Below are 19812 nucleotides of genomic sequence, written 5' to 3'. Positions count from 1 at the left end.
GTTTGATGAAAAAGCGAAAGAAGCTATGACTGCCCTGTTTGAAAACTTCTGGATTGTGCGGGAAGACCAACCGGAGCTTTATCAAAAGATTAGAGAGCGGGAAAAAGTGTTGAAACGTTACTTGCAAGAAAAGTTTGGATACAGACTGATCGTTCACCGCTATTTTGCTAAGCTCGAGAAAATCCCTGCTGAGCCTGAATCTTGGATGGGTATTCAAGAATTTCAAGATATGTTAGATTATGCCTTGTTTTGCTGCTTGCTAGCATATTTAGAAAGCAAAGCCGTAGATGAGAAATTTCTTCTGTCCGATTTATGCGAAGAGATTCAAGCGCTGTATCCAGGGGAACTGCCAATCGATTGGACGAGTTATCAGCATCGGAAATCGCTCATTCGCGTGCTCAAGACGTCTGAACAAATCGGTATCGTAAAACGTGTCGACGGGGATCTTGAAGGGTTTGCAAGTAAAGAAGATCATGAAGCGCTCTATGAAGTCCCCGTTGTATCCCGCTATTTTATGAGATCGTATCCAAAAGATCTTTTTCAATATGAAACAATAGAGGAAATTTTAGAAGAAGAATGGAAAGCATCTCCGCAAGATTATCGCCGACATCGCATTTATCGTCAACTTTTTCTATCGCCGGTCATTTATCGCATGCAAAAAGACGACCCAGACTTTTATTACTTAAGAAACTTTCGTCATCGCTTGCGTGAAGATTTTGAAAAACACACTGATTTTCGCTATGAACTTTATAAAAATGCGGCACTTTTAACTTTACCAGAACGGCAAAGCCGATATACGCTGTTTCCAGATCAAAAAGGTACTTCAGAGATTATTCTTCATTTTTCTAACATTGTTCGCCAGCATCTTGAAGTATACATGCCTGATGAGTACGGAAAAATCCACTTAACACCAAATGATTTTTTAGGGTTATTAAAAAAATGTCGTGACGAATTTTCTGAAGGTTGGAGCAAAACATACCGCGACATGACAATTACTCAACTTTCTAATGAGGTAATGAATGCTTTAAAGGATTGGAAAATGGCCGAACAAGAAAAGGAGACCGGGATGATTATTTTATACCCGCTTTTAGGAAGATTAATCGGAACATATCCTGATGATTTTCTAACGAAAGGAACGAATGAAAATGACGAATAAATGGGAGTTACATCGCGCGGGACTGTTAAATTTTTGGTATTATGATGAAGAATATTTTCATTTTGCAGACGGAAAGCTTTTATTGCGCGGTAGCAATGGATCCGGCAAATCAGTGACGATGCAAAGTTTTCTCCCTGTTCTACTTGATGGAAAAAAGAGTCCTGACCGACTCGATCCGTTCGGTTCTCGTGCCAGAAGGATGGAAGATTATTTGCTAGGGGAAAAAGAAGTCGTCGACAGGGACGAACGAACAGGTTATTTATTTTTAGAGTATAAGAGGAAAAACTCTGACCAATTTATCACTACAGGCATCGGTTTACGGGCTAAAAGGCAGAAAAAAATGGATTTTTGGGGATTTGTCATTTTTGACAATCGACGCATCGGAAAAGACTTGCGTTTATATAAAATAGAAAAGACAGGTGGAGAAACGCAAAAAATCCCTTTAACCAAACGGGAGTTAATCAATGTTATTAGTGAGGGTGGAACGGTTGTTGATTCGCAAAGTGAATATATGGAGTTAGTGAATAAACATATTTTCCGATTCGAGTCCTTGGATGCGTTCCACGAACTGATTGAATTACTCATTCAATTACGCAGTCCGAAGCTTTCAAAAGATTTTAAACCAACCGTGATCTACGAAATATTAGAAAGCTCGCTGCCGGCGCTTACCGATGAAGAGCTGCGCCACTTGTCAGAAACGATAGAAAACATGGATCAGGCAAAACAACAGTTAGAACAACTTGAAAAAGACGAGCGAGCTCTCAAGAAACTTTGCCAGCACTATTCGACTTATAATGAATATATGTTGGCTGAAAAAGCGAATGAATATTTAAAATCGGAAAAAAGCTTTAAAAAGTTGAAGGAAGAAAAAGAGCAGTTAGAAAAGCAGCAGCGAGAATATGAGGACATGCAAACAACATTGAAAGCAGAGATCCAACAATTAACGAATGAACAAGAAGTACTGCGTAAAATGGAACTTGATTTATCAAATCATGAAGTGTTTCAGACGGAAGAAAAGCGGAATGAAACAGAGAAACATCTGAAAAATATAAATGATCAGATCAAAAAGAAAGAAAGGTTTGTAGAGGAAAAACGGGAGCAAGAACGGAAAATCGAACAAAACTTAAACACGTATGAAGAACGTTTCCATCAGTTATCGAAAAAGCTAGTAGAACAGTTAGATATGATGCGGAGCGATGCGTTAGAAAGCTCTTTTTCAGAGCATACAATCAACGAAGAGGATTTTCAGCGGAATCGAGAACATGAATTTGATTTTACCGTATGGAAACGGGAAGCTAGTGCGCATTTTGAAAGGTTGGAGCAAATTAACAGTCTATGGAAGGAACATGATGACATTCAAATCCGTTATGAAGAAACGTATAAAGAGCTCGGCGAATTAAACCGTGAATTAGATCAACTAAAGAATGAAGAGAAAAAATGGCACGAGCTGTTTGAAGATGAAAAATCACGTTTGCAGGAAAATGTGTTTGAATGGAGCAAAATGTTTCCAGATATAAAGGCGGATGACGAAACGTTTCAAGTATTTTTGCAGCGGTTGAATGAGCTTTATGAGCGCTATCATTTTGAAGAAGTGAAACAACCGTTTACAGATCAATATTATCAATCAATCGAAAAGTGGAAAGCAGAAAAAATTAAACAACAACATGAAATGAAATTGCTAGAAAATGAAATCCGTGAAACGGAAGAAAAATTGCGCTATTGGAAGGAACAAAAAGATCCAGAACCAGAACGAGACATGCAAACGGTGCAAACAAGGGCGTCGCTAAAAGAAAAAGGAATACCTTTTGTTCCGTTTTATGCGGCGGTGGAGTTTCAAGAGCAAGTGTCCGAAGAGTTACGGGAACGGATCGAATCTACATTAAATCATGCTGGATTGCTCGACGCTTTAATTGTGGAAGCGGAATTAGATATCCAATATGATCGAGTGATTACGCCAAACCCAGCAATGATGGCACATACGCTGGCGGATTATTTAAAACCTGATTTAGAGAATGACAGTGGTGTTTCTAAAGAAAAAATTGAAGCGGTATTACGAAGTATAATCGTATCGGACGAACAGCAAGGAAACGAATATTTTGTCATTAACGAAGCCGGACAATATTCCCTTGGACTATTAAAAGGACATGCCCCCGAAAGGGAAAAGGCGAAATATATTGGACGAGCTGCACGGAAGCGGCTGCGTCTTGAAAAAATTCAGCAATTTGAGGAAGAATTATGGCATTTAAACACTCAACTTAAAGAAAAACGAGAGCAGCTCGCGGCAGTGGAACAACGAATCCGCCACATTACGGAAGGGTTTCAATCGTTTCCATCTGACCAAAATGTCAAATATGCCTATGACCAGTGGAAGAAAACGAAACTTAAGGCAGAGAGCAAAGAAAAAGAAACAGAAAAGAAAAATGAAAAATTAGGGCAAATTGCTCGAAAGTGGCAACAAATCAAACATACTTTACGCAGTAAGACAGAAGGACTTGACCTGGAATATTCAAAAAAAGGGTACGAAGATGCTTTGTCTTTTATGGGAACATATTTGAAAGAGTTAAATGAGATACAAATTACGCATGGAAACATCGTCAACACCAGTGAAATGATCAAAAATTTAATAGATCAGCTTGAAACGGTACAAAGCGAAATGGACGATGCGAAAGGTGAATTCAACGTTCTTCTTGATCAACAACAGCGGGTATCACTTGAACTTGAGCATATCGAATCGATGTTAACGAAAATGGGAGCGGAACATATTCGTCAAGAGATTCAACGGATTCGAGAACGATTAACGTTTTTAACAACGGAAATTCCTGAGAAAATTAAGAAGCAAGAAGGTATAAGGAATCAGCTTTCAAACATGGAAAGCAAGTTAAGTAGTTTAGAGAGAAAACTGGAATTTGCAAAGGTTCTTGCCCAAGCATGGGAAGAGCTGTTTTCACAAGAATTGGAACGAGGACTAGTGTTTATTGACGAGAATAAAACAGGTTCGCTTTTGCACAAAGCAATGGCTATTACCAAGAAATTTGATTCTGTATTAAAAGAGAATACACGATCTTTTGTCAACGACCAATTAAACCGAATATTTTTCAAAGAACTACCAAATTTAATCGAATATCGGCCGACACAGGAACCTGCGAAATGGAGCAAACAAGATCCTTTTATCCAGTTTTCGTTAGATGAAGAAGCGGAGCTGAAAGCGAACGATTGGAAGGAAAAAGCAGGACGTATCATCATTTTGCTTGATTATAAAGGTCAACGCGTCACACCATATTATGTGTTAGAAGAGATTGAAAAAGATATTTTGCTGCAAAAAGAATATATTAACGAACAGGATCGCGAATTGTACGAAGACATTATTTTGAAAACGATCGGACGAATATTGCGAAGCCGCATACAGCGTGCTGAACGCTGGGTAAAAGATATGAACGCTTTAATGGAAAAACGTGATACTTCTTCCGGTCTGACATTTTCAATTCAATGGAAGCCGAAAACAGCGGAAACCGAAGAAGAAATGGACACGAAAGATTTAGTCGAATTGTTGCGAATGAATTCGCGGCTTTTGAAGGAAGAAGACTTACAGCGGGTTACGCTTCATTTCCGCTCAAAAATAAATCGGGCGAGAGAAATGCTTGAAGAACGTGGGCAAGGCAATACGCTGCACCAAGTCATTAAAGAAGTGCTCGATTACCGAAAGTGGTTCTCGTTTACCCTTTATTACCAAAAAACAAATGAACCGAAGCGGGAATTAACAAACCAAAAGTTTTATAAATTTAGCGGCGGAGAAAAGGCTATGGCGATGTATATTCCACTTTTTGCTGCGGCATATTCACGTTATCAAGAGGCGGCAGAGGATGCTCCATATATTATTTCGTTAGATGAAGCGTTTGCCGGCGTGGATGAAAACAACATACGTGATATGTTCGCGTTAGTCGAAGAGCTTGGTTTCAACTATATCATGAACTCACAAGCACTTTGGGGAGACTATGATACGGTACCAGCGCTTTCTATATGTGAATTAGTCCGCCCGAAAAATGCTCCGTTCGTAACGGTTATACGTTATCATTGGGACGGAAAGGTGAAACGACTTGCGACAAATCCGGATGAAGAATTTACTTTAGCATCATCCATATAGAGAGGATGGTTTTTGTTGGAACAAAAAATAGCGGAAGCTGTTGCGTTTTTTCGCGGTGAACCTGGTTTTCACCGTCTTTTTTTGCTAATGAAAAAGAAATACCAATCACTCGGGAGAGTTGGAGGAACGGTCAAATTAGACGGTTTTTCATTTGAAGAAAAAGAAGCGATCGGAGCTTTTTTTGGGAAGGATTTTCATCAAGAAACTTCTCCTTCAGTTTCATTGAAGATATTTACCGAACAATTAGAGAAAACGCGCTTTGCCGGTATACCGTTCGTTACATTACTTGAGAGTTATTTTGGTGAAGACATCACCACCAATCAAGAGAAGAAGGAAACAGATCGGAAGAAAAAAGAGGAATTTTTTCAAATCCTTATTCATCAATATCCTGAACAAGCGAGGTTGCTGTCTTCTTTAGCTGAAGCGGCTCCCCAAAACCGATTTATTCATATCGCCTATTCGCAAGATTGGGAAAATTTGGAAACGGTGTTAAAGAATGTGTGCACGGCACTTCACCATTTGCCGAAAAAAGGTGAATATGAACGCCTTTCGATTTTTTCGCAAAAAGTGTTAAAAGACCCGCACGCATTTGATTTGCATACGTTTCAAGGAAAAGTATTTCTTCATGCACTTCAATTTTATTCTGATCAAGATTATGACTTATCCTCAGTTGAGGAAGTTAATGAGCTCCTTCAATCATTCGGTATTTTACGGGAAGAGATATTAAACTTTGTGACGTGCGCGGGTATTTTGGCGGAAGCGGAACAGGGAATTCATCCTGTGTTTTCTTCTGCTGTAAAAACAAATTCGGTACTCAATGTGCCATTGCGTGAAATATTAAAGTTAAAGCGTGCATATCCGGAAAAGGGGCAAACCGTATTTGTCGTTGAGAACTCTGGCGTTTTTTCGGCTTTGTTGGATTTTTTTCTTGACGATTTTCCGCCGATGATTTGTACAAACGGGCAATTTAAACTGGCGTCACTGATTTTAATAGACTTGCTCATCAAAGAAGGATGTCATATTTATTATTCAGGAGATTTCGATCCTGAAGGATTAAAAATGGCGCAGCGATTAAAGGAGCGGAATCAAGAGCATATTCATTTATGGTATTTCCAATTAGAAGATTACTTGGCATCATCACCAGAAGTTTTGCTGTCGGAAGACCGAGTAGCGAAATTAGAATCCGTTACGTTAGAAGAATTGCAGCCGGTCAAAGAGAAAATACGGAAAATGAAAAAAGCGGGGTATCAAGAAGAAATCCTGATGAAGCTTTATGAAGATATTTATCGCCATATGAGCGATTACTACAAACAATGATTTGCAATTTCTGTTCCCATTCGTTTAGCGAACTGTGCCAGGTACTGTTCGCTAATGTAGAACTACAGTGACAATGAATTCTTAAAGGTTTGGAAATCTGACTAGAGCGTAATCGATTACCTGAAGCAGCAAAATCTGCTTTCGCTCGAGATGAGGGAAAGTGGATTTTTTTATGCTCTTGAGATGGCCGCATGGAATCGTCAAGCCATTTTGTTAACTTTACCAAATTTGTATAGACTTTATTAATAATTTGTGAAATGTTGAGCAAAGTCGACTCAATTACAGAAAAAAGCGCTACGATATAAGTGTAAGGAAGAATAAAACAAGTAAGGGGGAGTAAAAGATGGTAGTCCAATGGTTGAGGGAACATGTTAGTGCAGCTGCGATGTTAATGTTTTTTCGGTTATATCTTGGATATGCTTGGTTTACAGCAGGTTTGCATAAAATTACAGGTGGGTTTGATGCGACAGGATTTTTAAAAGGGGCGCTTGCGAAAGCTTCGGGAGAACATCCGGCAGTGCAAAGCTGGTGGGCTTCATTTATCGAAAACGTTGCCTTGCCAAATGTAGGGTTGTTTAACGTATTAGTACCGTGGGGTGAAGTGTTAGTAGGGATTGCGTTGCTTCTCGGTTTATTCACAACGTTTTCAGCACTGATGGGAGCCGTAATGAACTTTGCGTTTATGTTTTCAGGCACAACAAGTACGAACCCGCAAATGATCTTGCTTACATTTTTCATTCTTGTCGCCGGTGCAAATGCCGGAAAATTCGGATTAGATAAATGGGTCATGCCGTATATTCATAAATATTTCCATCATCATCATAAAGGACACAAAGGACCGCGTCAAAAAATAGCAGCAACTTCCTAACTTTTTACGAACGACCATGCACGTTCGATTGATTGAACGTGCATGGTCGTTTTATGGCAAACCTTTACTGTCATCACTCGAAAAATCTTGTTTTACAGAATTGTTCACAAGAAGAGGTAAACGTTAAGTTTTACAATGGATTATTATATGAAATAACAAAGTGCAATATCGTTAAGGAGGAGGAGGGGTTCGTATACCTATGAGGACGATCCCCTTTAAAACGAATGGAATCGTACTCATCCAAGTGATAAGTTTCGCCGTCCACTTCCACTGTTAATTGGCCGGACATAACGGTCACAAATTCCATTACCCCCGGTTGGTGGGGTTCCGAGACATATTCCCCATGAGGCTGTAGGTATCCTCGATAAAGCTCCATCAAGCCATGAGAACGAAACATTGGCTCAACGACAAAAACGTCGTTCGAACTTGTGAGTTTCAGTCCATCCTTCTTCCGGGAGATGGAGACATCCGATTCGATCGACAATAGAGCGGTAATTGGGATCTGTAGACCATTTGCGATTTTCCAGATGACGGACAATGTAGGATTGGCTTCCCCGTGTTCAATCTTGATTAATGTTAATTTACTGACCCCGATTTGCTTGGCCAAGGCCTCTATGCTGATTCCTTTACTTACCCGGAATTGCCGCAGGTTGGACCCGATAAGCTTCCCTACATTTCTTTCTTCCCACGTGTGATCTAAGTTCATTTTTTCCACCTTCGTTTAAAAAATGGTGTTTTTTTAATTTTTAGTATATTATAATAAACTAAAAGTTAAATTTATTATACCACTTCAACGTTAATTTTACATAATTTTCTTTCCTAATTTTTTTCTCACACCAAACGGAAGGGGATGGATTGTTTTGTATACTATTAGCAACATCAGAATAGGGGGGTTCTAGAAAGGTGGATGTAAAAAAACAAACGATCAAAACGGGTTTTACGGAATCTTTACCACTTGCAATCGCGATTGCGGCGTATGGTTTATCTTATGGTGTACTCGCCACTCAAGCCAATATTAATTGGGTGAGTGCAGTGGTCATGTCGTTGTTGGTGTTTTCCGGGTCCGTACAACTGGTAACCGTTGCTATGTTGACGGCGGGCGCAAATCTAACAAGTGTTCTTTTTACCTCCGTTTTGTTAAATTTACGCAATTTGTTATACGGAGCTGCCCTTGCCGAAGGTCTTGCACCTGCTAAGAGGTGGAGGTGGTTGTTATCTTTTGGTGTATCCGATGAAACGTTAGTTTTAGGGAGTTCAAGGTTTAAAAAATATGGACCGGACCCTCTTTATTTTGGGATCGTTGTTGGTACGTTCTATGTGGCTTGGTTTTTCTCTTCGCTTATCGGAGCTTTAATTGGAAACCAAGTTGATCCTCAAAAATGGGGATTAGACTTAGCGTTTCCGATTACTTTTGCAGCACTTCTTATCCCTAGTTTAAAAGAAAAACCAGTAATTGCAACGGCGCTCATTGCTGTCGTCATAGCCATTGGGCTCGAGTATTTCATACCGGGTAATGAATTGACGATTATGATGGCTGGTGTGTTGTCACCGCTAGTGGGTCTTTATGTAAAGAGGAGGTCCCAAGATGGTTAATCATTGGATTTTAATCGGATTACTAGCTGTTTCTACCTATCTATCACGTTTCATCGGCGTTGAAATCATGGCCAGACGAAAGATGAGTCCTACCTTGCGTTTATATTTTACTTATGTTCCTGTTGGAATTATATCGGCACTGATCATCAAACAAATCTTCATACCTACAGATGGACAACTACATATTTCATTTCCGGTTCTTATAGGCTGTCTTTCCACAGCGATTACCATTAAGATAATCAAAAAATTTCTTCCTTCTGTTGTCATAGGAGTAATAATCGGAATGTTCACTCGTTATTTTTTTATAAGTTAAATGGGAAAAGATTTTAATGAAGTAGGTGGAAAATGTATAGTTACATTTATAGCTCTAATTCTTACATTCTCACATCTATTTTTACGGATATTATTTGTTGATCCTGAGAAAACAAAACTTTCAGAAGATGGTAAGTATTTTGATTTATGTGGGAAGATTATAATTTCAGCTCTTGCCATTGTTTTTGTGATTTTCTTTTATGGTGTTGGGGCTGAAGTAACAAAGTGGTTTTGGATACTTGTTATCATAGCAGCATTAGGCTGTTTAACAGAGCTTTAGAAAAAAATTAGGCTTCCCCTTCCGGAAGCCCTTTTTATATGTGCAACGTATGAAATTTTCCTGTTATGGCATCAACCATTATGGACGGATACCCGTCTTTATGTTTCTTTTCGTGTAATATCCAATAAGGACGATAAAATGCGACTGAACGCAGCAAAGAAAAGTGAGGGGGTGTGAAAATCTTTAGCTTTATCGAAGAGTGCTGAACAAATTTTATTGCGATTCTACATGCCTCTTCTTTTGAAATCTTTGTTGGAATCAATGTTTCATTTAAAGTGTCGATTGGTTTTAATGCAGGAAATTGATCTGCTAGTGCACCGATCCCGCTGACAGCATCGATGATACAGGCAATTTTCCCTTGAATGGGAAGGAGCCCGCGGACCTTTATTTCGTATTCGAAAAAGTAGTACGGATAATAAATTAATGTATCTGCTTCATAATGAGCACTAGAATCAACTGCATGAATCATGCTTGTTGCCTCAATGTCGTTGAATTCCAAGTCTTGGACTAACACACTCATATCATTGATTTCGTCCCTTCTGGCATTTGCTGAAGAAATTCAGAAATGTTTTTGGATTCTGGAGATAAGTCTTTTGCGATATGTTTAGTAATTTTTCTAGATTCTTTTCTGATTCCTTTTGCTTTTTCAAACGCATCTAGTACCGGTTGGGATGGAGTTTGGCCAAATCGATTTCCTATGAATAAACCAATAAAAGAAAGAATTAGACCGGCAAGGAATGGATGAATAGCAGTCATTGCTTCTAAATTTCCTGCCGTCCAAATGATGTTTGTTGTTCCGCCAGCGATGATAGATGTCAATGCACCTACATTCGTTGTTTTTTTCGAATAGACACTTGCTACATAAGGAACCAAAAAGCTATTTCCAAGAACACCAAAAGCAAATACGACTAAGGTAAATACAGAAGGAGGTTCAAAAATGGCTACAATCACGCCAACAATTCCACCGGCTAAAATACATAATCGGGAAACGAGCACCATGTTACGATGATCGGCATCTTTTTTAATAAATCGCTGATAAATATCACGAGATAATATGGAACCAGCTTGCATTAAACACGAATCTGAAGTGGACATAATGGCAGCCATAATCGCGGATAGTAAAATTGCTGCAAAGAAACTTGGGAAAAACTGATAGGCTAATTCAGGTATAACCATTTCCGGATCGGATAGATCAGGTAACATGACAATCCCTACTAAACCTAAAATATATGGAGTAAAGACGAATAGTTGATTCCAAATAGCAGAATAGAGGATGGCGTGTTTAACCGTTTTTGTGCTTTTCATGGACATGTGACGTACGACCACATGTGGAAGACCCATATAACCGATGGAGTAGATAAGAATCGCACCTAATACCACACCCCATTGTCCATAGTACACTAAGTCTTTTCCCCAAATACTTAAATAAGTTGGGTCTATGTCAGCAATGGCAGCATTTAGACCAGATAAACCATTTACCGAGAAGAAAGCCATAATCCCAATTCCTAAAACTCCCAAAACCATGATAATTCCTTGAAAAAAATCGGTCCAAACGACTGCTAAATATCCGCCAGACACGGTATATAAAATAATCACACTTACGCCTATAATTAGACATACCTCATATGGAAAACCGGTCAGCATCGTTAATGTTTTTCCTGAGGCGATAAATTGTGCGAAAACATAAGCCATTAAAAAAATGATTGATATGATAGAACCTACCACGCGGATAGCTGGGCTTTCAAATCTTTTTTCAAGATATTCAATCGGGGAAAGTGCACCTAATAATTCTGAGAGCCTTCTCATTCTTTTTCCTAATACCGATAGATTGATAATAGAGCCGCCGGCATCACCAATTGCATACCATAATGCATACCATCCTTGTTGAAAAGCTAAAGCAGGGCCTCCCATAAACATATAGCCACTCATCGAGGTGCTTTGCATGGTTAATGCTGTCACTGCTGGTCCGATACTGCGCCCGCCTAATAAATAATTATCGATCGATTTGGATGCTTTTCGGGAAAACCAAACACCTATAAATAACAAGACAAATAAATAGATAATAAAAATAATGATCGATTCCGTTTTCATAAAAATCACTCCCTCTATAAATGTGGATATATCAAGGTTTCTTGGCTCCTCATGCGGACAAAAACCCTTAACAAGTTTTTTTAGTTTTGTTGTTATCGAACATTCCATGGGTGCGCTTTACGGTCACTGTTAGTTAAATTTGGTTGTAGTAGGGGAGGGTATGGGATGTACCTGGGTTCTCTGTGTAACTTATGATGACAAACGCGCCCATGTCTCCTGGAATCGGTGTGCCTATTCGGTCAAGTCATAAGATAGAGGGCCGCAAAGCTCTAATAGGGACTCAAGTTCGAAGTATATCGCTCCAGTTTCTCGGTGTCATCCTCCTATTCTTCCAGTTCTTCTTGCTCATCTTCTTTTTTCAACTTGAAAAACATAATAATTGCGATAAGCATCCAAATAATCGGCCAAGATAAAATAAATAACACAGTTTCTAATGGCATATTGAACATTTGTTTTCCACTCCTTTCATTGAACGAGAAATATTTACGAACAATTAATAAAACGAATATTTTTGAATATTATAACAAAATTGATAATTTTATATATTTTACAAAATGTAAAATCATCTAGCTTATTATTTTGACATTTTAAACACTTAAAAAGGAAGTAGAGTGTTCCATCTATACTCATTACATACAGCTGAAGAAGTGAAGAATTGGTCTACAAATATATTCGTTTTTAAAATCACCAACTTCAAAGAAAATAGTTGACCAAGGCAACTAGATGATTTTATACTATGATTAGTTTAAATTTTCAGATTTTAAGGAGGCCCTATATGGAATCAATTCGAAATGTAGAAAAAATCCGGAAATTCAATAGGTTTTATGCAAACGTTCTAGGTAAAATTGATCAAGAAATTTATAATCGGCCATATACACTAACAGAGGCCCGTGTGTTAACTGAAATTAATTCAAGAGAGGGTTACACGGCGACTGAAATTAGAGAAACCCTTGGAATTGACCGAGGATATATGAGTCGGATTATCCAACGATTTGAGGAAGAAAAAATTATTATTAAAAAACGTTCATCAGACGATAAACGTCAATATTTACTCTATCTAACTGATTATGGGAAAGAAATTTTAAAAGGCTTGGTTGAAAATGCTAATCGTGAAATCGCTAAAATGATTCAAGCAATGCCCAAACGTGAACAAGCAAAGCTTGTCACATCCATGGAAACAATCGAATCTATTCTTTCTCGAGTACATCCATCACACTCAGAAGTGTCCATTCGATCGTTTCAACCCGGGGATGTGGGCTACGTTGCCTATCTTCATGGAAAACTCTATCACAAAACATATGGGTTTGGTCGGACTTTTGAATACTATGTTATGAAGGGGTTAACGGAATTTTTGGAGAATTCCAAAGGGGGAGATTTATGGGTCGCTGAGGTCAATGGTGAAATCGTAGGTTCGATAGGGATTACTCAATCTAGTGAACAAATTGCACAACTTCGATGGTTTGTCGTTGATGAAAATTACCAAGGTTTAGGCATAGGGAAAAAACTAATGGACACAGCGATTGCTTTTTGTAGAAAACGAGGTTATCAGCATGTTTTCTTGTGGACTGTGAGTATATTAGACACAGCTAGACATCTTTATCAAAAGTACAATTTTAAACTTACAGAAGAGAAACCGAACGAGACATGGACTGGAACCAAATTAATTGAAGAACGTTGGGACTTAACTCTTACCGATGAAAAAACAGTCTCATAAATGATGTTTGGAGATAATAATAAATACTAGAATTCAATAACTGTCCTTAACGTATAGATAAGAAGCACCACATTCTATCAGTGGTGCTTCTCTCATCTATAATTATTTCGCAAAAACGTGATTACCGATTGTTAACGTCACGTTACGTGAAAGAACCCATGAACTGCTAATTTTATCTGGATTGTAAAAATATAAGGATCCATTTCCAAGTCCACGGAAAGCTAATGCTTCATTCACCGCACGATAGGATTCAGCATCTGCTGGTTTGTTTATCGTTCCGTTTTGCACAGGTGTAAATGCGTAGCTTCCGCCAGATACTTCATAAATAACGTCCTTGACTGTATTTGGGAAGTCAGGATGGTCCACGCGATTTAACACAACAGTAGCAACTGCGACCTTCCCCGCATACGGCTCGCCTTTCGCTTCCGCATGAACAAGACGTGCCAATAAATCTTTTTCATAAGGAGTAATAGACTCTGGGATTACAAGTTTTTCACCGATACGTAATACATTCGTAGATTTATTATTTACTTTTTTCAATTCTAATACAGAAACTCCATATTTTTTACCTAACAACCATAAAGTATCTCCATTTTGTACATGATGGACGGTTGCTGCATCAGTTGGTTGTTGGAATCCGATCATCGTCAATGCTAACGTTGATGCTATAACAAACTTCTTCAGTTTTTTCATGTTATTAACCTCCTAGCGTTTCGCTATTAGATTCAATAACTAGGCTAACATGAAATCTATCAATCTTCATTACCCAAAATTTTCCGCTTGTTTTTTTAGGTAAAAGAATTCCCATGATGAAGGGGTTTACTTGACGTCTAGTAATTTTTTCCGTCGATAAATTTTTACTTGCATTTTACTAAATTTCGTGATTTTAGAGGAGGACAAATTCAACACTTGGAATCTATTTTTTAAATAATCCTAGTCTATAACCACACCTTGCGTCTAAAGATAGGGGCTATCTGCGATTCATTTGGTAAATTTCCTTCCTGGGTTTGATTTGATTAAATCTTCAAATAAAAAACAACCCCTTTTTTCGAGGTTGTTTGAAGAGGGGGATATGGAATCAATTAATTTTAATCGGCGGGGATTGGTTGACTAAATAAATATTCTCCACCAAGGTTCCCAAAAAATTAAATAGCCTGAGTCTTATAAAATAGGACTCAGGCTGTTTATATGTGTTTTTTTATACTTGTCTACTTGACAGGGGTCACTTCATTATGTGAGGATCTTTATTTTGTAAAAAACAGAAACAGAAAGTCGCTCCATTGACTTCCTGTTTATTATGTTATTAACCAATTAATTGTCTAATTCGCTGTAAAGCCATTTCTACCATATCACTCGTCACTTCCCGATGGGTAACGAAACGAATGATGCCTTCATCGAATGGAACGGCTAATATTCCGGCTTCCTTCAGACGAGCAAGAAACTCTTCGTTTGATAGACCTGTTTCTTGAATATTGCATAGAATAATATTCGTTTCGACACCATTTACATCCACCTGTAAACCAGGAATGGTGGATAATCCTTCCGCAAGCTGACGGGCGTTCGCGTGGTCTTCTGCTAAGCGATCCACCATTTTTTCTAATGCAATAATTCCCGGGGCTGCGAGTACACCCGCTTGGCGCAATCCTCCGCCGAGGCGCTTTCTCCATTTGCGCGCTTCCTTAATAAACGATTTACTTCCGGCTAATATACTTCCGACTGGTGCAGAGAGTCCTTTAGAAAGGCAAACTTGGACGGTGTCAACATATTGGGTAAATTCTGTTACAGGAACACTAGCAGCTACGGCCGCGTTAAACAATCTTGCACCATCAAGATGGACCGGAATATCTTTTTCTTTAGCGATTTCGTAAATGGCTTTCATCGTTTCAATTGGAATGACTTTTCCGCCGGCTTTGTTATGGGTATTTTCCAAACAGATTAATCCGGAATAGGGATAATGAATGTCTTCACCGCGAATCGCTTTTTTAACATCAGAAGGGTCCATCGCTCCTTTAGTTCCGCGAATTGGTCTCGTTTGGACGCCTGCTAACGCAGAGGCAGCACCTGCTTCATATAGAAAGATATGGGATTCAGCTTCCAAGATTACCTCATCCCCCGGGCGGCAATGAGTCAAAATCGCCACTTGGTTTCCTTGTGTACCACTTGTGACAAACAATGCGTCTTCTTTTCCGAGGATTTTAGCTGCCAGTCTTTCCAAACGGTTGACGGTAGGGTCCTCGCCATACACGTCATCCCCAACCTCAGCATTGAACATCGCTTCTCTCATTTCTTCCGTTGGCTTTGTCACCGTATCGCTTCGAAAATCAATCATATTCATGCGGTTTCTCCCCTAAACGTTTTTTTATCACCATTATATAGAAGAAGTTGTCCAATCACCATTAAAATGAGTGAATTTTTGGGGACAGTCCCGCACTGCTTTAAAGCAGTGCGGGACTGTCCCTCAACGCTTTAAAGTAGTAGGGGACTGTCCCCAAATTACAATTTATTTTAAAATTGTTTTCCCCAATTCCTGCTCTACCTCCTATATAGCAGGTGGGAGGTAGATTGTATGATTCAACAAAAACCGATTGAGAATTTTAGAGAGTATAGTCAGTTTGAGTCGTTGAAGGATTTTAACAATAATATCGAGGCGTTTTTGTTTGAGCACAAAAAAGATTTTACGCGTTCGGAGTTAATGGCGTTTAAAGGACTTGTTCGCTTTTGTGCGAAAGTGTATGGTGTGTCGAATGCGTCCATAAATACGATTTTACGTGCCATTAAAGAACGGTATAACGGGCATGGGGTGTCTGAAAGTACCTTTCATCGGATGAAGCGGAAATGCGTCAAGTTAGGGATTTTAACGGTAAAAGAAACGGTTAGAAAAGATGGCTCGCAATCTAGCAACTTGTGGATATTTAATCGTTTTTTAAAGAAAGATGATTCTCGTTCGAACGGAAATGACACCCCTTGCAACCAACGAAAACAGGAAGATACCGCGAAAAATAAGCAAACAAAAGATGAGCAATTGACACCCCAAAAAACTAGTCATCATTCTTTTAAAACTAGCAATCTAAATAATAAACGTAATGACGTTCAACTAGACTACACATATACAAGCAATCGAGTGCCGAAGGAATTTCGTAATCTCGTGAACTGTTTTTTTGACAATTACAAAATGATCGAAGAATTGTGGAAAATTATCACCATCCAAACACGGTACTTAACGTATTACACACTTCAAGACAAAGTAGATCTTGCAGTGGACACATTTAAGCAATTAATCCGTAACTTGAAGCACGGACGCAAGATCAAAAACATGTTTGGATATTATTGGGGAATCGTAAATAATTTCTTAGACGCTGAAATGTTTGAAATTATGAACGAAGTGGCATAAAACGGACGAAAAAGCAGGTAAATCTTCAAAATCCGAAGTAGGTGAACATTAGTCAGACAGTGGAAGGAAATCTATCCATTCCACAAATTACTAAGGTTTTATAATTGGAGATTACCCATCCTTATTGAAATGTTGTAAGTTTCGATATTGTGACAACTTGGTTTCAAACATTCTTTTTAGTTTTATATTCTTTTTTGAAATTATATAATATCTTTAAGTTTTTAAATAATCAAAATTCTGTCAATTAAAAAGGGTAGATTTATCTATTCCGACCTATTACATCAAGCTAAGTTACTCCCAAATTGTGTTACTAGTATCCCAGTATAAAATCTATTTAGGAAGGTGGTACCTATGAGCAAACGAAATATTCAAGAAGACCTAAATCTTGAAGGACTCCGAACCGAAACCTTGGTCGTACACGGTGATGATTGGGTGACAGATGACCGAACCGTGGCTCCGCCGATTTATTACTCAGCTACATTCCGTGCACAAAATTCCAGCGAATTCGCGGAAATGGCGGAAACTCCTCGCCATCCCCAGTATTATACGCGTTACGGAAATCCGGTGCATGAACGTGTAAAGAAGATTATGGCAGAACTTGAAGGTACAGAAACCGCACTGGTAACTGGCTCTGGGATGGGAGCCATTGCTACGACCCTTCTAGCGCTTGTTAGCGCAGGCGACCATGTGATTGCGCAGACACGGCATTATATGAGTACTGCTAAGATCATGGACGAGATGTTGCCGCGATTTGGTGTCGAAGTAACCCTGGTCGAGCAAGCAGATATCACCGCCTTTGCCGATGCAATACGGCCTAACACAAAGCTAATCATGGTGGAGACGCCAGCTAATCCGACTTTAGTGGTAACTGATCTGGCCGCCGTGGTGGAGTTAGCCCGCCAGCATGGCATCATCGTTGTGGCTGACAATACGTTTGCGTCACCGATTAATCAACGTCCTCACGATTTTGGCGTCGATGTGGTTATTCACAGTGCAACGAAGTATTTAGGTGGACACCATGATTTGACAGCAGGAGTCATCTGTACCACTGAGGAGTTAGCCGAACGTATTTGGCACACCCATATCTCTATCGGCTCGGTCCTTTCGCCAATGGATGCGTGGTTGTTGTTGCGTGGTCTGCGTACGCTTCCGATGCGGATCGAACGCATCAATTCCAATGCCTTAGCTTTAGCAGAATTTTTAGAGCAGCAGCCGCAGGTCGAGCGGGTGTATTATCCGGGGCTTCCTAGCCATCCGCAACACGAATTAGCAAAACGCCAGATGAAAGGATTCGGAGCAGTCATTGCCTTTGCGATTAAAGGCGGTTATGAAGAAACGCAGCGATTCGTATCATCGTTGAAATTGCCTCCTAACGCGGTTAGTCTGGGCGGGATCGATTCCCTTGTCGTACATACAGCAGCGATGTGGGAAGGTGTGATGAACGAGGAGCAAATGCGGATCGCTGGGATTCCATCGAATTTTGTAAGATTCTCGGTAGGCATCGAGCATATCGAAGACTTGAAAGCGGATGTACTGCAAGCTCTGCAGAAAATTTGAGTACGCGAGCATTCTCCCTCCATTAAATGAAGTATAGGAGGAAGAGGTTCATAGGATAATAAAAATAAAGAAGTAATGGTTAAATGCGTAATCCCCTTAAAGAAAAAATCAGTCAAATGGAACCTTACAAATTTGGGTAAAATAGAATGGTTATTGAAATCACGTTTGTCATTATAAGTTCTATTAAATAAAACATACATAAGGACCAAAAAGTCGGTCCTTTTTCTTTTTTGTGAAAAACCAACAAACAGTGCCTCAATTTCCGCAACTTAACAATTGTTTTCTAAAAGATTGTTGTTTTTAGTTTAATACGATTGGTTGTGTATTTTAAATTTTCTACTAAAATTATAGAAAACTAAAAAAGTAGAGGAATGGGAAGAATGAAAGTAGAGTATTTTATTGGAATTGTCCCACCAGAAGAATATTTGAAACGGATTGAGAATTTTCAAAGAAAAGGGATAAACAATTTAGGTGTAGAACCACATATAACTTTGAAAGCACAAGGAGGATTAACTCCAGATAAAAAGTGGATAGACAAATTAAAAGTATGTAAGAATTTCAAACCCTTTCAAATATCATTGGAGACCTATGTATTTTGGAGATAACATTTTATATTTGAGTGTTAAGTCAAACGAGTTACACAACTTACATTAAAAATCGTGCAAGAAATTTCACCATCAGAAGATTTAATAAAACACTATTTTGAACTTGATGACTTTGTACCTCACTTAACATTGGGAAAAGAACAGGATGGTGGAAACATTTCAAGAACTGAAAAATACGGAAAAATTGGCAGAACAAGAATTAACGCCTTATCCCAAATTTGAAGTTGATTTTATTAGAATTTATGAACTAAACATTGATAAGCAAAGATATGATAGATATTTAGATATCCCTTTAAGCAATTGACCTCTCAAAGGTGAGGTCTTTCTTTATGCACTTCTCAACATTTCAACCGTACAATGTCTAAATTCCTTTCATATCCATCTTGCCACATTCTTAACCGCCTCCATAAACCGCATTATATACGTTCATCCAGTATGGTCAAGCAACAATCTATACGAAAACAGCCAATAAGAAAGAACACCAATCTTCGAATAATAGCTTTATTCTAAAAAGGGGGCATTGCGTTAGAGATTGAATTGATATTTTCTCTCTACTAAAAATGAAGTGTTTCTACCACATGAGAATACACGGAAAGTTATACGAAAGATTTAAATTGAAATTGCAGAATCTCGGTAATGAAAAAATTTAAACTGTTTAGTTATTAGTAAATCAAAGTGTTATTGTTTTTAATTCAAATTGTTGATTTTTATTAATATATAGATTATTCTTAATATTAAAAATATAATGATAATTTATGTATTTAGGTGGAGATTTTTGCGTATACGT

General features: G+C 38.6%; 15 protein-coding genes and 1 pseudogene. 11 read left to right on the top strand and 5 right to left on the bottom strand.

Annotation, left to right across the window (positions count from 1 at the left end):
* The first annotated feature begins 25 nt into the window (after positions 1-25).
* The 4 genes from H0Z31_06680 (at position 26) to H0Z31_06665 (ending at position 7482) form a co-directional block, all read left to right on the top strand.
* Positions 26-1156, top strand: a complete 1131-nt coding sequence (locus H0Z31_06680) for a TIGR02678 family protein (protein MBO8177124.1) — start codon at positions 26-28, stop codon at positions 1154-1156.
* Positions 1146-5297: a TIGR02680 family protein gene (locus tag H0Z31_06675; protein ID MBO8177123.1), complete on the top strand. Its 4152-nt coding sequence runs from the start codon at positions 1146-1148 to the stop codon at positions 5295-5297. The genes H0Z31_06680 and H0Z31_06675 overlap by 11 nt, the downstream gene beginning before the upstream one ends.
* Before the next feature lie 87 nt (positions 5298-5384).
* Positions 5385-6614 carry a TIGR02679 family protein gene (locus tag H0Z31_06670; protein ID MBO8177122.1) on the top strand — a complete coding sequence of 410 codons (1230 nt, stop codon included), beginning with the start codon at positions 5385-5387 and terminating at the stop codon, positions 6612-6614.
* Positions 6615-6957: 343 nt separating this feature from the next.
* Positions 6958-7482 (top strand): DoxX family protein, encoded by a 525-nt coding sequence (locus H0Z31_06665; protein ID MBO8177121.1) that lies wholly within the window; start codon positions 6958-6960, stop codon positions 7480-7482.
* Positions 7483-7612: 130 nt separating this feature from the next.
* On the opposite strand, the gene H0Z31_06660 is transcribed toward H0Z31_06665, so the two are convergent.
* Positions 7613-8188, bottom strand: coding sequence for a helix-turn-helix transcriptional regulator (locus H0Z31_06660; protein ID MBO8177120.1), 576 nt, complete (start codon positions 8186-8188; stop codon positions 7613-7615).
* Between the two features lie 197 nt (positions 8189-8385).
* On the opposite strand from H0Z31_06660, the gene H0Z31_06655 reads away from it, so the two are divergent.
* Genes H0Z31_06655 through H0Z31_06645 form a run of 3 tightly spaced genes read left to right on the top strand, consistent with a single transcriptional unit; the run spans position 8386 to position 9667 of the window.
* Entirely contained in the window at positions 8386-9075 is a 690-nt protein-coding gene (locus tag H0Z31_06655) for an AzlC family ABC transporter permease (GenBank protein MBO8177119.1), read from the top strand.
* Positions 9068-9388: an AzlD domain-containing protein gene (locus H0Z31_06650; protein MBO8177118.1), complete on the top strand. Its 321-nt coding sequence runs from the start codon at positions 9068-9070 to the stop codon at positions 9386-9388. The genes H0Z31_06655 and H0Z31_06650 overlap by 8 nt, the downstream gene beginning before the upstream one ends.
* Positions 9389-9667, top strand: coding sequence for a hypothetical protein (locus tag H0Z31_06645; protein MBO8177117.1), 279 nt, complete (start codon positions 9389-9391; stop codon positions 9665-9667). It begins immediately after the preceding gene.
* Positions 9668-9701: 34 nt separating this feature from the next.
* On the opposite strand, the gene H0Z31_06640 is transcribed toward H0Z31_06645, so the two are convergent.
* A complete protein-coding gene (locus H0Z31_06640) occupies positions 9702-10187 on the bottom strand; it encodes a hypothetical protein (GenBank protein MBO8177116.1) in 486 nt (161 codons plus the stop codon).
* Positions 10184-11758: a sodium/proline symporter gene (locus tag H0Z31_06635; GenBank protein ID MBO8177115.1), complete on the bottom strand. Its 1575-nt coding sequence runs from the start codon at positions 11756-11758 to the stop codon at positions 10184-10186. Before H0Z31_06635 ends, H0Z31_06640 begins: the two co-directional genes overlap by 4 nt.
* A 775-nt stretch (positions 11759-12533) precedes the next feature.
* On the opposite strand from H0Z31_06635, the gene H0Z31_06630 reads away from it, so the two are divergent.
* The gene (locus H0Z31_06630) at positions 12534-13472 is read left to right on the top strand and encodes a MarR family transcriptional regulator (protein MBO8177114.1); all 939 of its coding nucleotides are present in this window, start codon (positions 12534-12536) and stop codon (positions 13470-13472) included.
* A gap of 102 nt (positions 13473-13574) precedes the next feature.
* Here the strand turns inward: H0Z31_06630 and H0Z31_06625 are convergent, their stop codons facing one another.
* On the bottom strand, positions 13575-14165 hold the full coding sequence (locus H0Z31_06625; GenBank protein ID MBO8177113.1) for a cell wall hydrolase: 591 nt from the start codon (positions 14163-14165) through the stop codon (positions 13575-13577).
* A 610-nt stretch (positions 14166-14775) separates the two neighbouring features.
* Positions 14776-15801 (bottom strand): low-specificity L-threonine aldolase, encoded by a 1026-nt coding sequence (gene ltaE / locus H0Z31_06620; protein MBO8177112.1) that lies wholly within the window; start codon positions 15799-15801, stop codon positions 14776-14778.
* Between the two features lie 237 nt (positions 15802-16038).
* Between ltaE and H0Z31_06615 the strand changes: the two genes are divergently transcribed.
* The 3 genes and pseudogenes from H0Z31_06615 to H0Z31_06605 all read left to right on the top strand — a co-directional run bounded on the left by H0Z31_06615 (position 16039) and on the right by H0Z31_06605 (position 19329).
* A complete protein-coding gene (locus H0Z31_06615; GenBank protein ID MBO8177111.1) occupies positions 16039-16863 on the top strand; it encodes a hypothetical protein in 825 nt (274 codons plus the stop codon).
* Between the two features lie 351 nt (positions 16864-17214).
* Complete coding sequence (locus tag H0Z31_06610; GenBank protein MBO8177110.1) at positions 17215-18420, top strand: aminotransferase class I/II-fold pyridoxal phosphate-dependent enzyme; 1206 nt, start codon at positions 17215-17217, stop codon at positions 18418-18420.
* A gap of 380 nt (positions 18421-18800) precedes the next feature.
* A pseudogene (locus H0Z31_06605) lies at positions 18801-19329 on the top strand (2'-5' RNA ligase family protein).
* Positions 19330-19812: the final 483 nt, after the last annotated feature.

Source organism: Bacillus sp. (in: firmicutes) (assembly GCA_017656295.1).
Lineage (GTDB): Bacteria > Bacillota > Bacilli > Bacillales > JACDOC01 > JACDOC01.
The sequence above is the reverse complement of the archived record's forward strand: the minus strand, read 5'-3'. Positions and strand labels throughout refer to the sequence as shown.

What these genes read in the sequence shown, in the direction of transcription:
- H0Z31_06680 (MBO8177124.1), top strand. Translation starts at nt 26, where the DNA reads ATGACTGCCCTGTTTGAAAACTTCTGGATTGTGCGGGAAGACCAACCG.
- H0Z31_06675 (MBO8177123.1), top strand. Translation starts at nt 1,146, where the DNA reads ATGACGAATAAATGGGAGTTACATCGCGCGGGACTGTTAAATTTTTGG.
- H0Z31_06670 (MBO8177122.1), top strand. Translation starts at nt 5,385, where the DNA reads ATGAAAAAGAAATACCAATCACTCGGGAGAGTTGGAGGAACGGTCAAA.
- H0Z31_06665 (MBO8177121.1), top strand. Translation starts at nt 6,958, where the DNA reads ATGGTAGTCCAATGGTTGAGGGAACATGTTAGTGCAGCTGCGATGTTA.
- H0Z31_06660 (MBO8177120.1), bottom strand. Translation starts at nt 8,188, where the DNA reads ATGAACTTAGATCACACGTGGGAAGAAAGAAATGTAGGGAAGCTTATC.
- H0Z31_06650 (MBO8177118.1), top strand. Translation starts at nt 9,068, where the DNA reads ATGGTTAATCATTGGATTTTAATCGGATTACTAGCTGTTTCTACCTAT.
- H0Z31_06645 (MBO8177117.1), top strand. Translation starts at nt 9,389, where the DNA reads ATGGGAAAAGATTTTAATGAAGTAGGTGGAAAATGTATAGTTACATTT.
- H0Z31_06640 (MBO8177116.1), bottom strand. Translation starts at nt 10,187, where the DNA reads ATGAGTGTGTTAGTCCAAGACTTGGAATTCAACGACATTGAGGCAACA.
- H0Z31_06635 (MBO8177115.1), bottom strand. Translation starts at nt 11,758, where the DNA reads ATGAAAACGGAATCGATCATTATTTTTATTATCTATTTATTTGTCTTG.
- H0Z31_06630 (MBO8177114.1), top strand. Translation starts at nt 12,534, where the DNA reads ATGGAATCAATTCGAAATGTAGAAAAAATCCGGAAATTCAATAGGTTT.
- H0Z31_06625 (MBO8177113.1), bottom strand. Translation starts at nt 14,165, where the DNA reads ATGAAAAAACTGAAGAAGTTTGTTATAGCATCAACGTTAGCATTGACG.
- ltaE (MBO8177112.1), bottom strand. Translation starts at nt 15,801, where the DNA reads ATGATTGATTTTCGAAGCGATACGGTGACAAAGCCAACGGAAGAAATG.
- H0Z31_06615 (MBO8177111.1), top strand. Translation starts at nt 16,039, where the DNA reads ATGATTCAACAAAAACCGATTGAGAATTTTAGAGAGTATAGTCAGTTT.
- H0Z31_06610 (MBO8177110.1), top strand. Translation starts at nt 17,215, where the DNA reads ATGAGCAAACGAAATATTCAAGAAGACCTAAATCTTGAAGGACTCCGA.